The sequence below is a fragment of the Aeromonas sp. sif2433 genome (assembly GCF_019218705.1).
Lineage (GTDB): Bacteria > Pseudomonadota > Gammaproteobacteria > Enterobacterales > Aeromonadaceae > Aeromonas > Aeromonas encheleia.
In genome coordinates, this window is record NZ_JAHUXD010000010.1 from 58329 (window position 1) to 75469 (window position 17141).

Here is a 17141-nt window from a genome sequence, read left to right on the forward strand (position 1 = left end):
AAGAGGCGCCCTGTGACGGGCGCCTCTTGTACAAACAATGGCCTGCAGGCATCTTGGTGGGCGGATAACCGGCAAGGAGGCCAGATGGACAATGCATCCGATTTCATGGCGCAGTGGGATTATCAAGATCCCGCCGCCACCGCCCTGCGTTTTCACGCGCTTCTTCCTGCGGCGCGCGCTGTCGACCTGCAACTCGAGCTGGAGCTGCTCACCCAGATAGCCCGCACCCATTCGCTGCAACGCCAGTTCGACCAGGCCCATCGGCTGCTCGACGAGATAGAACCCCGCCTCACCGATGCCACCCCGCGGGCCCGCCTTCGTACCCTGCTGGAGCGAGGGCGGACGTTCAACTCCGCTGGCGACAAGGCCCGTGCCAGAGCCCTGTTTGAACAGGCCTGGCAGCAGGGAGTGAAGCACGAGGAGCGCTATCTGGCTATCGATGCGGCCCACATGGTGGCCATCGCCGCCCCGCTGGAAGAACAGAGCCGCTGGCATCAGCTGGCGATGGCATTGGCCGAGCGCAGCCAGGACAAGCGGGTGCGCGGCTGGCTCGCCACCCTCTACAACAATCAGGGTTGGACCCTGTTCGAGCTGGGCCGCATTGACGAGGCCATCGTCTGCCAGCAAAAATGCCTGGCCTGGCACGAGCAGCACAACAACCAGGCCAAGGCCTTCATCGCCCGCTGGAGCCTGGCGCGCCTGAGTCGGGCCCAGGACCAACATGAGCGGGCCATGGCCGAGCTGACGCAACTGCGGGACGACATGGCCGCAGCCGGCGTCCCCGAGGATGGCTATGTGTTTGAAGAGCTGGGGGAGAATGCGCTGGCGCTGAATGATCCTGCGGTGACCGAATACTTTGCCCGCGCCTGGTTTCTGCTGTCACAGGATGGCTGGCTGCAGGCCAACGAGGCAGAGCGGCTGGCCAGGCTCAAGCGCCTCGCCAAGCTCTAGCAATAACACAGCGGGGCGGCCAGTTGGCCGCCCCGCACACAAGCGCATCTGCCCAGGATGACGGATGCCATCCCGCCCCCCGCCTCAGGCTATGTTCGCCTCTTCCCAGCCCTGCTTCTTGCGATAGATAGAGGTTGAGCGGCTGATCTTCAATCAGCTCTTCAGAGCTGGTTCGCCTCTTCCCAATTCTGCTTCTTGCGGTAAATGGTGGAGGGACTGATCTCCAGCAGGGCCGCGGCCTTGGGAATGTTGCCATCACAGCTGGCGATGGCCTGCTCTATGGCCTCCTTCTCCACCAGCCAGAGCGGGCGGATGGGGGCATTGAGCGGCGTTGGGGCAGCCGCGTCTGCCTGGGTCGCGGTGACCAGCGGCACCGGGCCGCCCCGGCGGCCGTTGAGGGGCGGCGGCAGTATGTCCGTGCTCACCCACTCCCTGTCGTTGAGCACCACTATGTTGCGCACCACGTTCTGCAGCTCGCGCACGTTGCCCGGCCAGGGGTAATCGAGCAGCACCCGCACCGCATCGCCATCGAAATCCCGGAAGCGCTTGTTCTCCTCCTTGGCATAACGCAGCAGGAGGTCGCGGGCCAGCAGCAGTATGTCCTCGCCGCGCTCGCGCAGCGGCGGCAGGCTGAGGGGGATCACGTGCAGGCGGTAGTAGAGATCCTCCCGAAAACGCCCCGCCTTCACCTCCACCAGGGGATCCCGGTTGGTGGCGCAGACGAAACGCACGTCCACCGTCTCCAGCTTGCCGCTGCCGACCCGCTGCAGGGTGCCGGTCTGGATGAAGCGCAGCAGCTTGCTCTGCAAGTCGAGATCCATCTCGCAGATCTCGTCGAGGAACAGGGTGCCGCCGTCGGCCAGGCTGGCCGCCCCCTTGCGATCCCCCTGGGCGCCGGTGAAGGAGCCCTTCACGTGGCCGAAGATCTCGCTCTCCATCAGATCGTGCGGGATGGCGGCGCAGTTGAGCGCGATGAAGGGTTGCTCCCGGCGCGGGCTGCATTGATGAATGGCCTCGGCACACACCTCCTTGCCGGTCCCGCTCTCGCCGGTGATGAACACGGTCGCCTTGCTCGGCGCCGCGCTCTCGATGATGCGATACACCGCCTGCATCGGCATGGAGGCACCGATGAAGCCGGCGAAGGAGCTGCGCTCGAAGTTCTCCCTGTACTGGGCCACCAGCGAACTCAGCTGCTGATGGGTCAGGGCATTGCGGGCGGTGGCACACAGCCGCTTGCTATCGAACGGCTTGGTCAGGAAGTCGAAGGCCCCGTGGCGCATCGCCTCCACCGCCACGTCCACCGAGCCGTGGGCGGTGATCACCACCACCGAGCAGGGCAGTTGCTGCTCGGTGATCTGCTGCAGGATCTCCATGCCGGACATGTCGGGCAGTTCCAGATCCAGCAGCACCACCGGCGGCGGGCTGGCCAGCAGCTGTGCCAGCGCCTGCTGGCCACAGTCGGCCAGCAGCACCTCATAGCCATCCTGGGCCAGGTACTGTTCATAGACGACAGCCAGACTGCGGGTGTCTTCCACCAGCAGGACGCGAGGTTTGCTTTCAGCCACGGGATCCATCCTTGCGATTGATTTTGTTGTCTATTCTGGGGGTTAGCCGCCACACACTCAAGCCGCGGCCAGCCTCTTTCTCCCGCCGACGGCGAGCGACACAAGTAAAAACGGCTCCCTGAGGAGCCGTTTTTGTGCAGTATCCTGCTTATTTCTTGGTGTTGTCGGCTTCGGCAGCCGGCTTCTCGATGGCCAGCAGCTCGACGTCGAATACCAGCACGGCGTTCGCCGGGATGGAGCCTGCACCGTGCTCGCCATAGGCCAGCTTGGACGGCAGGAAGAACTTGAACTTGGAACCGACCGGCATCAGCTGCACGCCTTCGGTCCAGCCCGGGATCACCTGGTTCAGCGGGAAGGTCGCCGGCTCGCCACGGTCGACGGAGCTGTCGAACTTGGTGCCATCGGTCAGGGTACCGGTGTAGTGCACCTTGACGATGTCGGTGGCCTTCGGCTTGGCGCCGTCACCCATCTTCTCGACCAGGTATTGCAGGCCGGACTCGGTGCTCTTCACGCCTTCTTTCTTGGCGTTGGCGGCCAGGTACTCTTCACCCTTCTTCTGGTTTTCCACGGCATCTTTGTCAGCCTTGGCCTTGGTCAACTCGTTGATCTTGGCGTCGTACTGCTGCAGAACCTTCTGGATCTCCTCGTCAGTCATCTTGGCGTCTTTGCCCAGACCGTCGGTCACCCCTTTGAGGATGACGGAGTTGTCCAGCTTGATGCCAAGCTCCTGCTGGCGCTCCAGCGTATTGGCGATATAACGACCCATGGAGAGGCCAATTGCATAGCCGGATTGCTCTTCAAAGCTCTTGGCTTCAGCCTTGGGGGCCTCTGCCGGCTTGCTGGCTTCTGCCTTGACCTCTGCGGTGTTCGCAGCGGGCTTCTCATCTTTTTGGCAAGCAGTCAGACCTACGGCAACGGCCGCAGCCAACAGGGACACCTTCAGAAAATTGTTCATCAGTTTCTCCAAAACTCTAAATACCGCTCTCGGTTCCTTCGTGAAATGAGAGGTTTATCGTGATAAGCGCCTTATACTAACGCCGTGATCGCAGGTAACGAAAGCATGAGACAGGAAAAATGATCAAAAGTGCCATTTATCTCATCGCTATTTGTCTGATGCTGACAGGTTGCGAACAGAGCCCCCTTCCTAGCCAGCAGATCCGCGTCGCCAACCAGGGCTTGCTGAGTGCGGATCTGACCGCTGACGGCAAGCTGGCCATCGTCTCCAGCCTGAGCCAGGGCACCGTCGTCTGGGACCTGGAACAGGGCAAGGAACTCTGGCGCTGGCGCCAGTCCGATGACCAGAACGACTTCGTCACCCTCACCCGTTTCTCACCGGATGACAGCCATGCCATCACCGCCTCCCAACACCGCTTCGCCATCTGGCGTCTGCAAGATGGCCAGTCCCAAGGCTACTATTCGCTTCCTGAATCCAACCTGAGGGATGCGGCACTCTCGGCGGACGGTCGCCAGGTGCTGATCGGCCGCGAAGATGGCAAGGCCGAGCTGATCGATACCCAGAGCGGGCGCAGGATCCAGTTTCTCGGCCACACCGAGCAGGTCAATACCGTGGATCTCTCCGCCAATGGCCGCTACGCCCTCACCGGCGGCAACGACTACAGCGCCTACCTGTGGGACACCCGCTCCGGGCAAGTAGTGTGGCGCTTCAACCACGGCGGCAGGGTGGTGATGGCCAGGCTAGATCCCGCCGGGCGTTTCGCCTTCACCGCCGACAGCCGCCAGGCCAGCATCTGGGATCTCAAGACCGGCAAGGAGCAGAGCCGGCTGAGATTCGATCACCGCTTCGAGGTCCATACCAGCGCCCGCTTCGCCAACGACGGCAACTGGCTCATCACCGGCGCCCCCTCCCGCCAGCTCTCCCTGTGGCGGGTCAGCGACGGCAGCCTGCTGCAGAGCTGGCGCGTCTCCCCCCATCCCAAGGTGAAACCGCCGAGCGCTGTGGTCTACGGCGTGGCTTTGCGCGACAATAGTCACCTCGTCAGCGCCAGTTCCAGTGGCCTGGCCGAAATCTGGACAATCAAGTAAGGACCAAAAGGCCCATGAGTCAGCAACTTAACGATCGCCTCGAGACCCTGGAAAGCCGTCTCGCCTATGCCGAATACACGGTGGAGCAACTCAATGAGGAGGTGACCACCCAGGGCCGTGAACTCGATCGGCTCAAGCATCAGATCCAGCTGCTGGTGGACAAGCTGCAGAGCGTGCAACCCAGCCAGATCGCCAGCATGGCCGAAGAGACGCCACCGCCCCATTATTGAGCCGCTGCCGGCCCATAAAAAAACCCGCGATAGACGCGGGTTTTTTTATCAAGCCAGAGGCTGAACTCAGTGCTGGTGACCCTTGCCACCGCAACCGCCACCACCGCAGCAACCGCCGTGGCCCTTCTCCTCACCATGGTCGTGACCGTGATCGTGGCCATGGCCACCACCGCAGCAACCGCCGTGGCCATGGTCATCACCATGGTCGTGATCGTGGTCATGGCCATGATCGTGACCGCAGCCACCGGCACCGTGAACGTGGCCGTGGGCCAGCTCTTCGGCGGTCGCGGCACGCACGTCCTGGATCTCGACCTTGAAGCCCAGGGTCACACCGGCCAGCGGATGGTTGCCATCCACCTTGATGAACTCTTCGGAGACCTCGATGACGGTCACCGGACGGTGGCCATCGTCGGTCTCGGCAACAAAAGTATCCCCTTCAGACACTTCCATGCCATCGAACAGCTCGCCGGGCACTTCCTGCACCAGAGTCTCGTCATACTCGCCGTAGGCCTGGCCCGGCGTCAGGGTGACGTCGAACGCCTCGCCCACACTGCGACCTTCCAGCTCGGCTTCGAGGCCGGCGACCAGATAACGGGTACCGTGCAGATACACCAGAGGCTCTTTACCGACAGTGGTGTCGATGACTTCACCGTGTTCGTCGGTGACCGTGTATTCCAGCGTAACCACGCTCAGGGGAGCTACTTTCATGTCAGGGATCCTGCGGATAGAAAAAAACGGGCCCAGAATACCTCAAAAAGGTGGCCAAGCATATGATCTGCCCCGCTCCGGCATGCTGAAAAAGTCAGCAGTCCAAAACGAGCCTCGTCTCACCCCGGGTATATAAGAAGGCCCCTCACTCGGGACTCAACAGCCAGAGCCCAGGTTTGGCCTCGCGGATGGCCTCGCCCACTCCGGCCATCCGGCTCGCCTTTACTCGGGGCGGAACACCCCTATCACCTGCTCGGCCTCGCGGGTGGCCTTGTCTACCTCGGCCTGGGTCTGCACCTGGGTATCCCCACAGTCGACACAGGTCACCTTCTCGACTCCATGCTCCATATACAGCATCATGGTGTCCATCTTGCCGCACGCCGGGCAAACTGCACCGGCAATGAAGCGTTTTTTACGTCTGGTTTCCATTTGCGTTACCTCCAGGCAGCATCATATCAGGATTTTTACATGCATCACGCCATCGAATATCAGCATTTTTCCACGCCTCATCTGCAGGTCGGTGCCCGCAAACGTTCCCCCCTGGGTCAGTTGCTGCGCGTCACCCGGGGAGCGGCGCTGCTGAGACTCGGCTCCCATGAGCTGCTGCTGACGGCGGGCAAGCAGTTCTGGCTGTGCGCCGATGCCCTCGCCGCCTTCACGCCCCTGGCGGGCTGCCGTTACGATCGGTTGACCTGCTCCCTGCGGGTGGCCCAACCCGCCCAGGCGGGCTGGTTGCAGCCTACCCCGCTGATGGATGCCCTGCTGGACAGCCTGGCCAACTGGTCTAGGCCCATCGACTGGCAGGGCGCCCACGGTCATCGCCTGCAGGTCATCCTCGACGAGTTGCAATACTGCCCCATCCAGTCGCAGGCAGACCAACCGCTGCAGGCCGCCTGGCGGGCGCTGGCGAGTGGGCAACCGGATGGCGATGCGGCCTGGCAGGCCTGCCTCGCCCAGCGTGGCATCGAGGATCCCGCCCTGGCGGCCGATGCCCTGCGCCCCCAGTGGCAGTTGCTGCAGGCGGTGCGTCTGCTCAGAAGCGGCAGCAAGCCCGCTCAGGTGCTGGCCAAGCTCGGCTATCGGGATGAGACGGCGCTGGACGGCGCCTGCCAACGCTGGCTCGGACTGGCACTCGACACCCTGTCGCAGCAGCCCGCCCAGTAAGCCGGATGAGGAAACAAATAATGGTGAAAGCGATCCAGTTTCATGGCCGGCGGCCGTTAATAACAGGCAGCTCATCGCTTTCATCATCCTCTATGCTGAATGCCAAGCCGACCGCCACCGTTTAGTTCAACAGGACATCCGCCATGACGAGCAAGGCCAACCAATCCCAGGGCATGTTGCTGTTTCACCTCTCTGCCCGACAATCCTTCGCCATCGGTACCCTCAAGGTGAAGGAGATAGTTCCCTACACCCAGCTCACTGCCATGCCGCACTCGCACCCGACCGTGCTGGGTGCCGCCAGCATGCGCGGCACCACCATACCGGTGATCGACATGGCGATGGCGGTGGGTTACAGGCGCATCGCCAGGGAAGAGATGGCGCAGTGCTTCATCATCATCACCGATTGCCGCCGCACCCTGGTGGGCTTCCTGGTGCGCGGCATCGACAAGATCACCGAGTGCAACTGGCGTGACATAGAGCCGCCGCCCCCCTCCCTCGGCCAGAACGTGTTCGTGACCGGGGTGACCAAGCTGGGCGAGCAGCTGATCCAGCTGCTGGACGTGGAGCTGATTTTGTCCCGGGTCTATCCGGACGATCCCAGCCATCTCTATCCCGTGCTGACCGATGTGCAGCGTGAGCGGCTCAAGCCGATGCGTATCCTGCTGGTGGACGACTCCTCCGTCGCCCGCCGCCAGTTGATGGCGGCCCTCGATTACATCAACATTCCCTACGAGGTGTGCACCAACGGCCGCGATGCCCTCAGCCTGATGCAGGCCAGGGTCGGCCAGGGCAGCCCCATCGACATACTGGTGAGCGACATCGAGATGCCGGGGCTCGACGGTTACGAGCTGGCCTTCGAGGTGCAGAGCGACGCCAAGCTGGCGGAGGCCTACATCATCCTGCACACCTCCCTCTCCAGCGAGATCAGCGTGGAGCGGGCCCATCAGGTCGGGGCCCATGAGGCGCTGACCAAGTTTGAGGCCAACGAACTGATCCAGGCCATGCTGCGCGGCGCCGAACACCACGACCGCCTGCCCGCCTGACCACTGCGGCGAGCAGAGAGCAGAGGCTCGCCGCCCGCTACTTAGAGCCAGAGCCGTCTCATGCTGACAGAAAGCCACTTCCACGCCCCCTGGTGGGCCCGCAATCCCCATCTGCAGACCATATTGCCGAAGTGGCTGCGCCGCACGCCGGCGCGCTTCGTCGCTGAGCGGTTCGAGCTGGCGGATGGCGACTTCGTCGATCTCGCCTGGAGCGGGCCCATCAGCCAGGATGCCCGGCCGCTGCTGGTGCTGTTTCACGGCCTGGAGGGCAGCATCCACTCCCACTATGCCAAGGGGCTGTTTGCCCACCTTCAGCGGCAGGGGGATGAGGCGGTGCTGATGCATTTCCGTGGTTGCAGCGGTGAGCCGAACCGGCTGCTGCGGGCCTATCACTCCGGTGCCATCGAGGATGCGCAGGCGCTGATCGCCGAGCTCGGCCGCCGCTTCCCCGGCAAACCGATGATCGCCATCGGCTACTCCCTGGGTGGCAACATGCTGGTCAATCTGCTGGCGCGCGGCTGCCCGGGCGAATTGACGGCCGCTGTGGTGATCTCGGCGCCGCTGCAGCTGGCCAGCTGCGCCGATCGGGTCAATCAGGGGTTCTCACGGGTGTATCAGCGCTACTTGCTGCGCACCATGCGCGCCAACCTGCAGAGCAAGATCCGCCACCAGGGCGCCGCCGGCGCCCGCTGGCAGCCTGAGCAGGTGAGTCGCATCGCCACCCTGCGCGACTTCGACGAGCAGGTCACCGCCCCCCTGCACGGCTTCGACAGTGCAGATCACTACTACCGGACCTGCTCCGGCCTCAGCCTGCTGGCCCGGATCCCCATCCCGACCCTGGTGCTCCATGCCGCCGACGATCCCTTCATGTCCCAGGCGGTGATCCCGCAACCTGAGCAACTCTCCCCCATGGTGCGCTACGAGCTGAGCCGGCGCGGCGGCCACGTGGGCTTCCTGCACGGCACCCCCTGGCGGCCCCGCTTCTGGCTGGAGGAGCGGATCAGCCTGTGGCTGCGGGAACAGACTCAGGGCGCGAGCCGGTAGCAGTTGCGCCCCTCCCCCTTGGCTTGATAGAGGGCGCCATCCACCCGCTCGAGCAGCATGACCAGGCTCTCTCCCTGGTGCCATTGGGCTATGCCCTGACTCAGGGTGAGATGGGGCGCCACCGCTGACCCCTCATGGGGCAGGGCGCGAGCCGCCAGGGTATGGCGGATGCGCTCGGCGACCCGCTCGCCACCCGCCAGATCCGTGTCTTGCAGCAACACCACAAACTCCTCTCCGCCGTAACGGGCCACCAGATCGCCGGACTCGCGCGCGCTCTCTTCCAGACACTCGGCCACCAGGATCAGACACTCATCGCCGGCCTGGTGACCGTAGTGATCGTTGTAACGTTTGAAGAAATCCACGTCGAGCAGGATCAGCGTGAGCGGCGTCTCCAGGGTCGTGCCTTGTGCGATGGCGTTCTTGCAGACCCGATCGAAGTGACGGCGGTTGGCGAGCCCGGTCAGGGGGTCCCGATTGGCCATGGCATCCAGCTTGCGGGCCAGCACCAGATTCTCGTGCTCCCGCGACACCGCCAGCTCGAACCAGCTGTTGAGCATCCGTCGCCCGGTCTCCAGCACGATCAGCAGCACCCCGACCACAATAAAGTTGAGCATGACGAACTGTTCGGGGCTCCATGAGGCTCGTGCCAACAGAAAAGACAAGGGGGCCGCCGCCAGCGTGTAGAACAGCCGCACATCGCAATAAGAGGCGATGAGGCCAGTCAGCAGCAGCAGGCTGATCATGTTGAAGATAAGGTTGAAGCCCCCCTTCAAGTCGACGATCGAGATGGTATACCCCACCGACGCCCAAGCCATACCCCAGCACAGGCCGCAGACCCACAGAGAGGGTTGCCAGACGGCATGAGGTTGTCGGGAGAGCCATAGCCACCCCATTGGTAGCAGCAGACATACGCAAGCCATGGTGATGAGCTGCCACTCATAGGACCAGGGCAGGGCGTTGACGAGCAACAGGTGAGCATCCCGAAAAATGTAGAAACGGGTCAGCAAGAACAGGATGGCGATCAGATTGATGACCCAGTACCAGCGCAGCCCGGCTTTCAGGGCGCGCCGGCGCGCCTCGTTCAGGTGCTGATCGAAATGACTGGAGAGGCGGCGCTGTTCAGCAGATAGCATAGACACTCCCGCTTTTGGCCACACAAATCCCTTGCGATTGCGGGCGAGACGCAGACAATATCCACACGCGCGTCACTGAAGATGAAACCATGATTATCCCCTGGCAAGAGCTGGATCCAGATACCCTCAACAACCTGCTCGAGCATTTTGTCTTGCAAGAAGGCACCGAATACGGTGAACAAGATGTCAGCCTGGCCGACAAGGTTGATGAGGTCAGACAACAATTACTACAAGGTAGTGCCGTGCTCGTCTACAGCGAGCTGCACGAGAGTGTCAACGTCGTGCCCAAGGCGACCCTGAGCGGTGCACCACGGGAAGACTACCCGGAATAACGCCTATCCTGTTCTCAACCGGGACATGGATGGAGGCAGCCAGCGGAGGCTTGATGTCAAACCGGGAATGATACCCTGCCGACACCGGGAGCGGGCCATGTCCGGCGCAGGCTGCGACAACCCCTGACTCCATTGCCGCGGCCAGGAAGCTGGCCCCGGGCGGCCAATGCCTGCGGCCGGGCATCGAAGGCGCACTTGACCGCACTCCGGCCCTGCCCTTATAACGGAACTCCCAAGGAAGAGAGAACGCTATGTCGGCCAAGCATCCCATCATCGCGGTTACCGGTTCGTCCGGGGCCGGCACCTCCACCTCCACCAATGCCTTCCGATCCATGTTTCATCAGCTGGGTTATCAGGCGGCCGTGGTCGAGGGGGACAGTTTTCATCGCTATACCCGACCCGAGATGGACGTGGCGATCCGCAAGGCGCGCGAGCAGGGGCGCCACATCAGCTATTTCGGCCCCGAGGCCAACGACTTCGGCCTGCTGGAGTCCTTCTTCCAGGAGTACGGCCAGAGCGGCAGCGGCCAGTATCGGCGCTATCTGCACAGCTTCGACGAGGCGGTGCCCTTCAACCAGATGCCGGGCACCTTCACCCCCTGGCAGGATCTGCCGGGGGAGACAGATCTGCTGTTCTATGAGGGCCTGCACGGCGGCGTGGTCACCGGCGAGCACAACGTGGCACGCCACGTGGACTTTCTCATCGGCGTGGTGCCCATCGTCAACCTGGAGTGGATCCAGAAACTCATCCGCGACACCTCGGAGCGCGGCCACTCCCGCGAGGCGGTCACCGACTCCATCGTCCGCTCCATGGATGACTACATCAACTTCATCACGCCGCAGTTCTCCCGCACCCACATCAACTTCCAGCGGGTACCGACCGTCGATACCTCCAACCCCTTCAGCGCCAAGGTGATACCCAGCCTGGACGAGAGTATGCTGGTGATCCGGTTTCGGGGCATCAAGCAGGTGGACTTCCCCTACCTGCTGTCGATGATCGATGGCGCCTTCATGTCCAGGATGAACACCATAGTGGTGCCGGGGGGCAAGATGGGCTTCGCGATGGAGCTGATCCTGCGCCCCCTGATCCAGCAGCTGTTAGAAACCGGCAAGATCACCTGAGCCAAGGAGCTTACGATGCGCGGTGCACTTCTTTCATTCATGTTGGCCAGCCTGCTGGCGGGTTGTAGCACGGGCCCCGCCGCCCCCGCCGTCGAGACGGGCACCATGGTGGTGCGCCCGGCGGACAACTGGCGCTACGGGGCGACGCCGCGCTATGCGCTGGCCGAGCAGTTCCAGTATGCGAGCAACAGTGCGGCGGGCTGGCTGGAGCCGGTGCAGCAGGCCGTCAGCCGGGATCTCAACGGCAAGGGCTGGCAGAGCGTGCCGCTCGATGAGGCCGACGTCTGGGTCGCCATCGGGGTGGCGGGCAGCAAGGACATGAGCGATGGCGAGATATTTTCCCGTCTCGGCATGACACCTGGCCTGCAGGCCGGCGCCGATGCACGCAAGGGCACCCTGGCCATCATGCTGCTCGATCGGCAGACCCAGCAGACGCTGTGGAGCAGCGCCATCCAGCTCGCCAGCGACACCCCCATCGACGACGCGACCCGCCAGCAATTGAGCCAGCAGCTGGCCGAGCAATTATTGGGCGCCCTGCCCCGCTGATGCCGTTCGCCTCATAGCACAACGGCCTGCATGTTGCAGGCCGTTGTTGGCACACACTGGCTGATACCGATGACGGTTACTTGAGATCGCAGCTGAGCAGCGTCACGCCTTTTTGCACCAGGGTGGCATGCTTGTCCTGATGGGAGAAGGTGGTCACCCCATCGGAATAGCTGGCGGTATCTTTGGCCGACTCGATGCGACCCAGCTTGTGATACACCCCGGCGTAAGGGAACTGCACCATGTCGGCCTGGGCATCATAGGTGATGGCCAACATCTCTTCCCCACACTGATACTGACTGTATTGATACTGGGTCGGCTGCGGCATGCTGCAGGCGGCCAGTCCGAACAGGGGAAGCAACATTATCATCTTTTTCATCGCACTTTCCTTATGTCATGGCGTTATCGACGGGACAAACTACAACTATCAAGCTTCAAGAATTTGATAACTATGAGTAATTTCGACCGCTTTTTCCAACATCAGGGAAACTGAGCAGTACTTTTCCATCGACAGGTCGACCGCGCGGGCCACCTGCTTCTCGGCCAGCCCCTTGCCGGTCACGACGAAGTTGAGATGGATCTTCTCGAATACCCTGGGCACCGACTCGGCCCGTTCCCCGGCAAGCTCCACGTGGCAGGCGGTCACGGACTGACGGGCCTTCTCCAGAATGGAGACCACATCGATGGAGCTGCAACCACCGACCGCCAGCAGGATCATCTCCATCGGGCTGGCACCTTCGCCCGGGTTGGCGCCGTCCAGAGTCACCTGATGACCGGACTCGCTCTCGCCCACAAACTTCATGCCTTCCACCCAGCTGACCTTGGCTTTCATCTCACATTTCCTCTCAATGACAACGGTTCTAACGCTCATAGCATACCTCAGCCAGGGTCCGAGTGGCACAGTCGATTCTCTTGCACAGGGTCAGATCTCTCGTCAGATCGCAGCTTGCGCCGAAAGCTCGACAGACCCTGTCGTAAATAGATCGAAATCAACATCCAGCCCCCTCATCTTGCCTAGAATGACCGGGATGGCGCAGCAGAACGAAGCAAGGGCGACGGGCAAAAGTCCCCAAAGCCTTGTCAGCACAGACAAAGGCTCTTATCCTACTGCGACCCAAACAAGGAATGGCAAGACTGGCAACTTGCCTGGACGCACGAGTCCATAAAAAAGACACTACAGAGGAAGTCTCATGATCATTGGCAAACCGCAAAGCGATCCCACCCTGGAGTGGTTCTTGTCGCATTGCCACATTCATAAGTATCCCGCCAAGAGCACCCTGATCCACGCCGGTGAGAAAGCGGAAACCCTCTACTACATCGTCAAGGGAACAGTCGCAGTCCTGATCAAGGATGACGAGGGCAAGGAGATGATCCTGTCCTACCTGAATCAGGGGGATTTCCTGGGCGAGATGGGGATGTTCGAAGAGAACGAGAATCCGGAACGTTCCGCCTGGGTACGTGCCAAGGGAGCCTGTGAAGTCGCCGAGATCTCCTACAAGAAATTCCGCCAGCTGATCCAGGTCAACCCGGATATCCTGCTGCGCCTCTCCGGCCAGATGGCCAAGCGCCTGCAGCACACCAGCCAGAAAGTCGGCAACCTCGCCTTCCTGGACGTGACCGGCCGGATCGCCCAGACCCTGCTCAACCTGGCCAAGCAGCCGGATGCCATGACCCACCCGGATGGCATGCAGATCAAGATCACCCGCCAGGAGATCGGCCAGATCGTCGGTTGCTCTCGCGAAACCGTCGGCCGCATCCTCAAGATGCTGGAGGAGCAGGAGCTCATCTCCGCCCACGGCAAGACCATAGTGGTGTTTGGTACCCGCTGATCGGATCCAAGGCTCCGTCCAGAGCCGTCAGATAAAAGGCTGCCACGGCAGCCTTTTTCGATCATCTTCCCCTATAATCCCGAACGCCCTCCCGTTTCATGGCCTTCGCCAAGAGAGTACCTACGCCTATGCATCTTCAATGCCCCCTGTGCCGCAGCCCCCTGCATCTTCACGAAGCCTCCCGCGGGGTCTATTGCGACAACAAACACCATTTTGACCCGGCGCCCGAGGGTTATCTCGACCTCATCCCCGGCAAGAAGGATCCCAAGGACAGCGACAGCCGCATGCTGATGCGGGCCAAGCGCCACTTCCTGGAACAGGGCCACCAGCTGCCGCTGATCGAGGCGATGAGCGCCCTGCTGGCACCGCTCGGCACTCATGAGCTGATCCACCTCGGCTGCGGCGAAGGCTATTACTGCCGCGCCCTGGCCGAGCGCCTGCCCGGCTGGCGCTTCGGCGGGATCGATCTCGCCAAGAACGCCATCTTCGCCGCCAACAAGGCGCAGCCGGACGGCCACTTCGTCATCGCCGATCCGGCCCGCGCCCCACTGCAAGCCGGCACGGCCCAGGTCCTGCTGGTCAACGATCTCAAGGTCAAGACCGAGCAGCTGGTCAGCTGGCTGGCACCGGGCGGCTACCTGCTCTACCTGCAGCCGGGCCCCCGCCACCAGTGGCAGCTGAGGGTCAGCCTCAACCCGGTGAGCATGGAGCACCCCCTCAGCTGGCCGACCCTGGCGGGCCTCAACCCGGTTGAGCAGCAGCGCTGCCAGTTCTCCATGACCATGGATCAGGGCCTGCGCGGCCACATCCTGGAAACCAGCCGCCTCGGCTGGCGGGCCGGCGGTGAGCAGCGTCACGCCTTCACCCACCAGGGACCGGATGAGCTGGAACAGGATGTGTTGCTGGGCCTGTGGCAGAAGCCGCTCTAAGCGCATCCCCTCCCCCATGAAAAAAGGCCCTGACGGGCCTTTTTTATTTCACGGGCATGCACATCGACAGCGCCGCTGACACAGGCAGCTCCCCACGGGAACGAGGAGAGATACGCCCTTACTCGAGGGGACGCCCGTTGACGGTGAAGGTGAGCGCCTCGCCCACCGCCGGGATCGACGCCTGATCCAGCACCTGGCCGGCGCAGAGCACGGCGGCGCTGCTCGGCTCGCTGGCCGTGGGCAGGTTGACGTGGAACTTGTTCATCACGCCGCCATTGAGGCGGTGATTGGCCAGCCGGAAGCGCAGCAGGCCATCGCGGGTCTCCACCTGCAGCTGGCAATCGCGCTCCGCCACCCGCCCCGTGTCATCGCCATAACTGAAGCCATAGGCGCCGTGCAGCGCCGGATAGAGGTAGCTGGGCAAGAGCCCGCGCGGATCGTAATAGCCCACCAGGGTGGTCACCGGCACCCCGAACGCCTGCGGCTTGCGCGGCACCCGCAGATCCACCAGCGGCCCCTCGTTCCAGCGGCTGCCGTCCGAGGTGTAGCTCTTCTTGAAGCCGCGGGAGACGGTGATCTGCTGACCGTTGATGAAGAGGGTGCTGTTGTAGGCGGCGCCGTGCTCGACGGTCAGGATGCGCCCCGCATTCCCGGCCGCCGCGGGCGGCATCTGGATGTTGCGCGTCCAGTTGCCATCCCCCATGGCGACCCTGACCAGATCGTACTCCGCCAGCAGGGCCGTCAGCTTAGCCTCGCTCAAGTCGCTGACCGGCGCGGTGATCTGCTCCAGCAGATCGACCCTGTGCTGGTAGGGCTCCATCCTGGCCGTGGCGGCATTCCACTTGCTGAACCCGGTCGGCGAGCCGGCATCGAACACCGCCTTGCTCTCGAGGAAGCGCTGGATGATGGCGGCCGAGTTCGGGCTGTAGAGGGTGAAGCGGTTGAAGCTGGAGAAGGGCGCCCCGCCCGCCATGGCGTCGAGGCCGAACGGGTGCTCGTCGAAGGGGGCCTGGCACTGACCGTCGAGGCAGGTGCTCTGGCCGGTGCGGGTGGCCCCGAAGTTGGGGATGAAGCGGTTGCGATCCCCATCCCAGCCCCAACTCGAGTTGACCGCCTCCGCGCTGCGGTGCACCGAGCCCAGGAAGCCGCCGACATAGTGGCCGAGGCCATAGTTGTGACCCACCTCGTGGCTGAATTCGTTGCCGAGCGAGCTGTCCAGGGTGACGATGCCGCCCCCGCCCGAGCCACCGTGCACCTGCACCCCGTTGGCGTACTTGCCACGGCTGTTGTGGGCCGCCAGCTGCGCCACCACATAGGGATGACTGCTCTCCCCCTCGCCGGCGGTGCTGTTGATGCCGTAGTTGGCGTTGTCGATGCCCAGAGAGATGAGCTCCTTGCCGATGCGCTGGCGCATGGTGCCCTCGTGCCAGCCGCCCTGGCCGGGATCGAAATCGGTGAGCAGGGTGCCATCCGGCAGCATGACTTCAGGCAGCGACAGCGGGGCATACTGGCTGACGATCAGCCGGCTGGTCGGCACCGTCTGGAAGTACTCGCGATGGGCCTCGGGATCCTTGGCGAAGGCAAACTGGTCGCGCGGTGTGGTCAGCATGCCGAGGTCTATGGTGTGAATGATCAGCTCACTCGGGGCCCCGATCTGCAGATCCGTTAGCTCGCCACTGAGGGCCCCCTGGCTGAGTTGCAAGGCCAGGCCTGGCCGGATCCAGTCGGCGGGCAGCACGGCGCTCCAGGCGTCGCTCGCATAGCGGATGCCGTTGTTCTCAAGCTCCCCGTCCCGGATCCACTGGCCCCCGACGAATTTGAACTGCAGGGTCTGGCCACGGGAGAGCGTCACCTGGCGACCGCTGTAGTAGACGGTCGAGTTGTAGCCGGCATTGGAGCGGGTACGCACCATCTTGCCCTCCAGCGCCGCCCCGCCCGGCAGCCGCATCTCTTTGACCCACTGGCCGTCGGCGGTCTGGATCTCCACCAGGGCATGTTGCCCCAACCGCTCGAGCAGCAAGGCCCCGGCCGGATCGCTCAGCCGGGCCAGCTCGGCGCTGCTGCGAATGACATTGGTGGTGCCGGCCCCAGGGGTGAAGTCGACCCCCTCCTCCGGCGAGCCGTCGAGGTAATAGGCCGTCTTCGGCAACTGCTCAGGCGGATTGAGGGCCAGGGTGCCGAGCGTTTGCCCCGCGCCATCTCGCGCCGTCACCGTCATCGGCACGCCGCTCTCGGCTTGCAGGGGTCTGACCAGCAGCAGGCTCTTGCGCTGGGCCGTCAGCCTTGGCTGGTTGTCCCCCTCGACGGCATGGGCCGGCAGGATCTGGCTCTGGGCAAACTGCACCTGCGCCGCCAGCGTGCCTTGCAGATCGTTGAGCGCGGGCTGGGTATTGAATAGCTGAACCGTGGGTGCCTGAACGGTAGGAGCCTGAACCGCGGCCAGCAGGGGGCCGCTCGCCAGCGTCGTCATGATCAGGCTGGCTATGTGGGTTATTTTCATTGTCGT

At 63.1% G+C, this 17141-nt stretch carries 20 protein-coding genes; 11 read left to right on the forward strand and 9 right to left on the reverse strand.

All coding sequences use genetic code 11. The annotated features are described in order from the left end of the window. Positions 1-84 precede the first annotated feature (84 nt). Positions 85-951, forward strand: a complete 867-nt coding sequence (locus tag KW825_RS15650; RefSeq protein ID WP_218329725.1) for a tetratricopeptide repeat protein — start codon at positions 85-87, stop codon at positions 949-951. 161 nt (positions 952-1112) lie between these two features. On the opposite strand, the gene KW825_RS15655 is transcribed toward KW825_RS15650, so the two are convergent. Further along, entirely contained in the window at positions 1113-2516 is a 1404-nt protein-coding gene (locus tag KW825_RS15655) for a sigma-54 dependent transcriptional regulator (RefSeq protein WP_218329726.1), read from the reverse strand. A 148-nt stretch (positions 2517-2664) separates the two neighbouring features. After that, positions 2665-3471 carry an FKBP-type peptidyl-prolyl cis-trans isomerase gene (fkpA, locus tag KW825_RS15660; protein ID WP_042654197.1) on the reverse strand — a complete coding sequence of 269 codons (807 nt, stop codon included), beginning with the start codon at positions 3469-3471 and terminating at the stop codon, positions 2665-2667. Between the two features lie 119 nt (positions 3472-3590). Here fkpA and KW825_RS15665 point away from each other — a divergent pair, with 119 nt between their 5' ends. After that, complete coding sequence (locus tag KW825_RS15665) at positions 3591-4559, forward strand: WD40 repeat domain-containing protein (protein ID WP_218329727.1); 969 nt, start codon at positions 3591-3593, stop codon at positions 4557-4559. A 14-nt stretch (positions 4560-4573) separates the two neighbouring features. Then, on the forward strand, positions 4574-4789 hold the full coding sequence (locus KW825_RS15670) for a SlyX family protein (RefSeq protein ID WP_025328072.1): 216 nt from the start codon (positions 4574-4576) through the stop codon (positions 4787-4789). A 66-nt stretch (positions 4790-4855) separates the two neighbouring features. Here KW825_RS15670 and KW825_RS15675 read toward each other — a convergent pair whose 3' ends face one another. Together KW825_RS15675 and KW825_RS15680 are read right to left on the reverse strand one after the other, a co-directional pair. Continuing rightward, positions 4856-5497, reverse strand: coding sequence for a peptidylprolyl isomerase (locus KW825_RS15675; RefSeq protein WP_042654199.1), 642 nt, complete (start codon positions 5495-5497; stop codon positions 4856-4858). Positions 5498-5719: 222 nt separating this feature from the next. Then, positions 5720-5926 (reverse strand): YheV family putative zinc ribbon protein, encoded by a 207-nt coding sequence (locus tag KW825_RS15680; protein ID WP_033130616.1) that lies wholly within the window; start codon positions 5924-5926, stop codon positions 5720-5722. A 39-nt stretch (positions 5927-5965) separates the two neighbouring features. On the opposite strand from KW825_RS15680, the gene KW825_RS15685 reads away from it, so the two are divergent. The 3 genes from KW825_RS15685 to KW825_RS15695 all read left to right on the forward strand — a co-directional run bounded on the left by KW825_RS15685 (position 5966) and on the right by KW825_RS15695 (position 8748). Further along, positions 5966-6661 carry a hypothetical protein gene (locus KW825_RS15685; protein ID WP_218329728.1) on the forward strand — a complete coding sequence of 232 codons (696 nt, stop codon included), beginning with the start codon at positions 5966-5968 and terminating at the stop codon, positions 6659-6661. 143 nt (positions 6662-6804) lie between these two features. After that, the gene (locus tag KW825_RS15690; protein ID WP_218329729.1) at positions 6805-7704 is read left to right on the forward strand and encodes a chemotaxis protein; all 900 of its coding nucleotides are present in this window, start codon (positions 6805-6807) and stop codon (positions 7702-7704) included. Between the two features lie 60 nt (positions 7705-7764). Then, positions 7765-8748 (forward strand): hydrolase, encoded by a 984-nt coding sequence (locus tag KW825_RS15695; protein ID WP_218329730.1) that lies wholly within the window; start codon positions 7765-7767, stop codon positions 8746-8748. Here the strand turns inward: KW825_RS15695 and KW825_RS15700 are convergent. After that, the gene (locus KW825_RS15700) at positions 8730-9881 is read right to left on the reverse strand and encodes a GGDEF domain-containing protein (protein WP_218329731.1); all 1152 of its coding nucleotides are present in this window, start codon (positions 9879-9881) and stop codon (positions 8730-8732) included. The genes KW825_RS15695 and KW825_RS15700 overlap by 19 nt on opposite strands. An 89-nt stretch (positions 9882-9970) precedes the next feature. Here KW825_RS15700 and KW825_RS15705 point away from each other — a divergent pair, with 89 nt between their 5' ends. The 3 genes from KW825_RS15705 (at position 9971) to KW825_RS15715 (ending at position 11880) form a co-directional block, all read left to right on the forward strand. After that, positions 9971-10213: a YheU family protein gene (locus KW825_RS15705; RefSeq protein ID WP_042654203.1), complete on the forward strand. Its 243-nt coding sequence runs from the start codon at positions 9971-9973 to the stop codon at positions 10211-10213. A 251-nt stretch (positions 10214-10464) separates the two neighbouring features. Further along, positions 10465-11334, forward strand: coding sequence for a phosphoribulokinase (locus KW825_RS15710; RefSeq protein WP_042654204.1), 870 nt, complete (start codon positions 10465-10467; stop codon positions 11332-11334). Positions 11335-11349: 15 nt separating this feature from the next. Further along, positions 11350-11880: a DUF4136 domain-containing protein gene (locus KW825_RS15715; RefSeq protein WP_218329732.1), complete on the forward strand. Its 531-nt coding sequence runs from the start codon at positions 11350-11352 to the stop codon at positions 11878-11880. Here the strand turns inward: KW825_RS15715 and KW825_RS20755 are convergent. Genes KW825_RS20755 through KW825_RS15730 form a run of 3 tightly spaced genes read right to left on the reverse strand, consistent with a single transcriptional unit; the run spans position 11857 to position 12709 of the window. Next, positions 11857-11967 carry a Kazal-type serine protease inhibitor domain-containing protein gene (locus KW825_RS20755; protein WP_218329791.1) on the reverse strand — a complete coding sequence of 37 codons (111 nt, stop codon included), beginning with the start codon at positions 11965-11967 and terminating at the stop codon, positions 11857-11859. The genes KW825_RS15715 and KW825_RS20755 overlap by 24 nt on opposite strands. Next, entirely contained in the window at positions 11957-12256 is a 300-nt protein-coding gene (locus tag KW825_RS15725) for a hypothetical protein (RefSeq protein ID WP_042654206.1), read from the reverse strand. Before KW825_RS15725 ends, KW825_RS20755 begins: the two co-directional genes overlap by 11 nt. Positions 12257-12304: 48 nt before the next feature. After that, entirely contained in the window at positions 12305-12709 is a 405-nt protein-coding gene (locus KW825_RS15730) for an OsmC family protein (protein ID WP_042654207.1), read from the reverse strand. Between the two features lie 358 nt (positions 12710-13067). Between KW825_RS15730 and crp the strand changes: the two genes are divergently transcribed. Then, positions 13068-13706, forward strand: a complete 639-nt coding sequence (crp, locus tag KW825_RS15735) for a cAMP-activated global transcriptional regulator CRP (RefSeq protein ID WP_025328082.1) — start codon at positions 13068-13070, stop codon at positions 13704-13706. Between the two features lie 128 nt (positions 13707-13834). Next, positions 13835-14635 carry a putative RNA methyltransferase gene (locus KW825_RS15740; protein WP_218291769.1) on the forward strand — a complete coding sequence of 267 codons (801 nt, stop codon included), beginning with the start codon at positions 13835-13837 and terminating at the stop codon, positions 14633-14635. A 118-nt stretch (positions 14636-14753) separates the two neighbouring features. Here KW825_RS15740 and KW825_RS15745 read toward each other — a convergent pair whose 3' ends face one another. Then, a complete protein-coding gene (locus KW825_RS15745; protein ID WP_371315818.1) occupies positions 14754-17135 on the reverse strand; it encodes a M66 family metalloprotease in 2382 nt (793 codons plus the stop codon). Between the last annotated feature and the right edge of the window lie 6 nt (positions 17136-17141).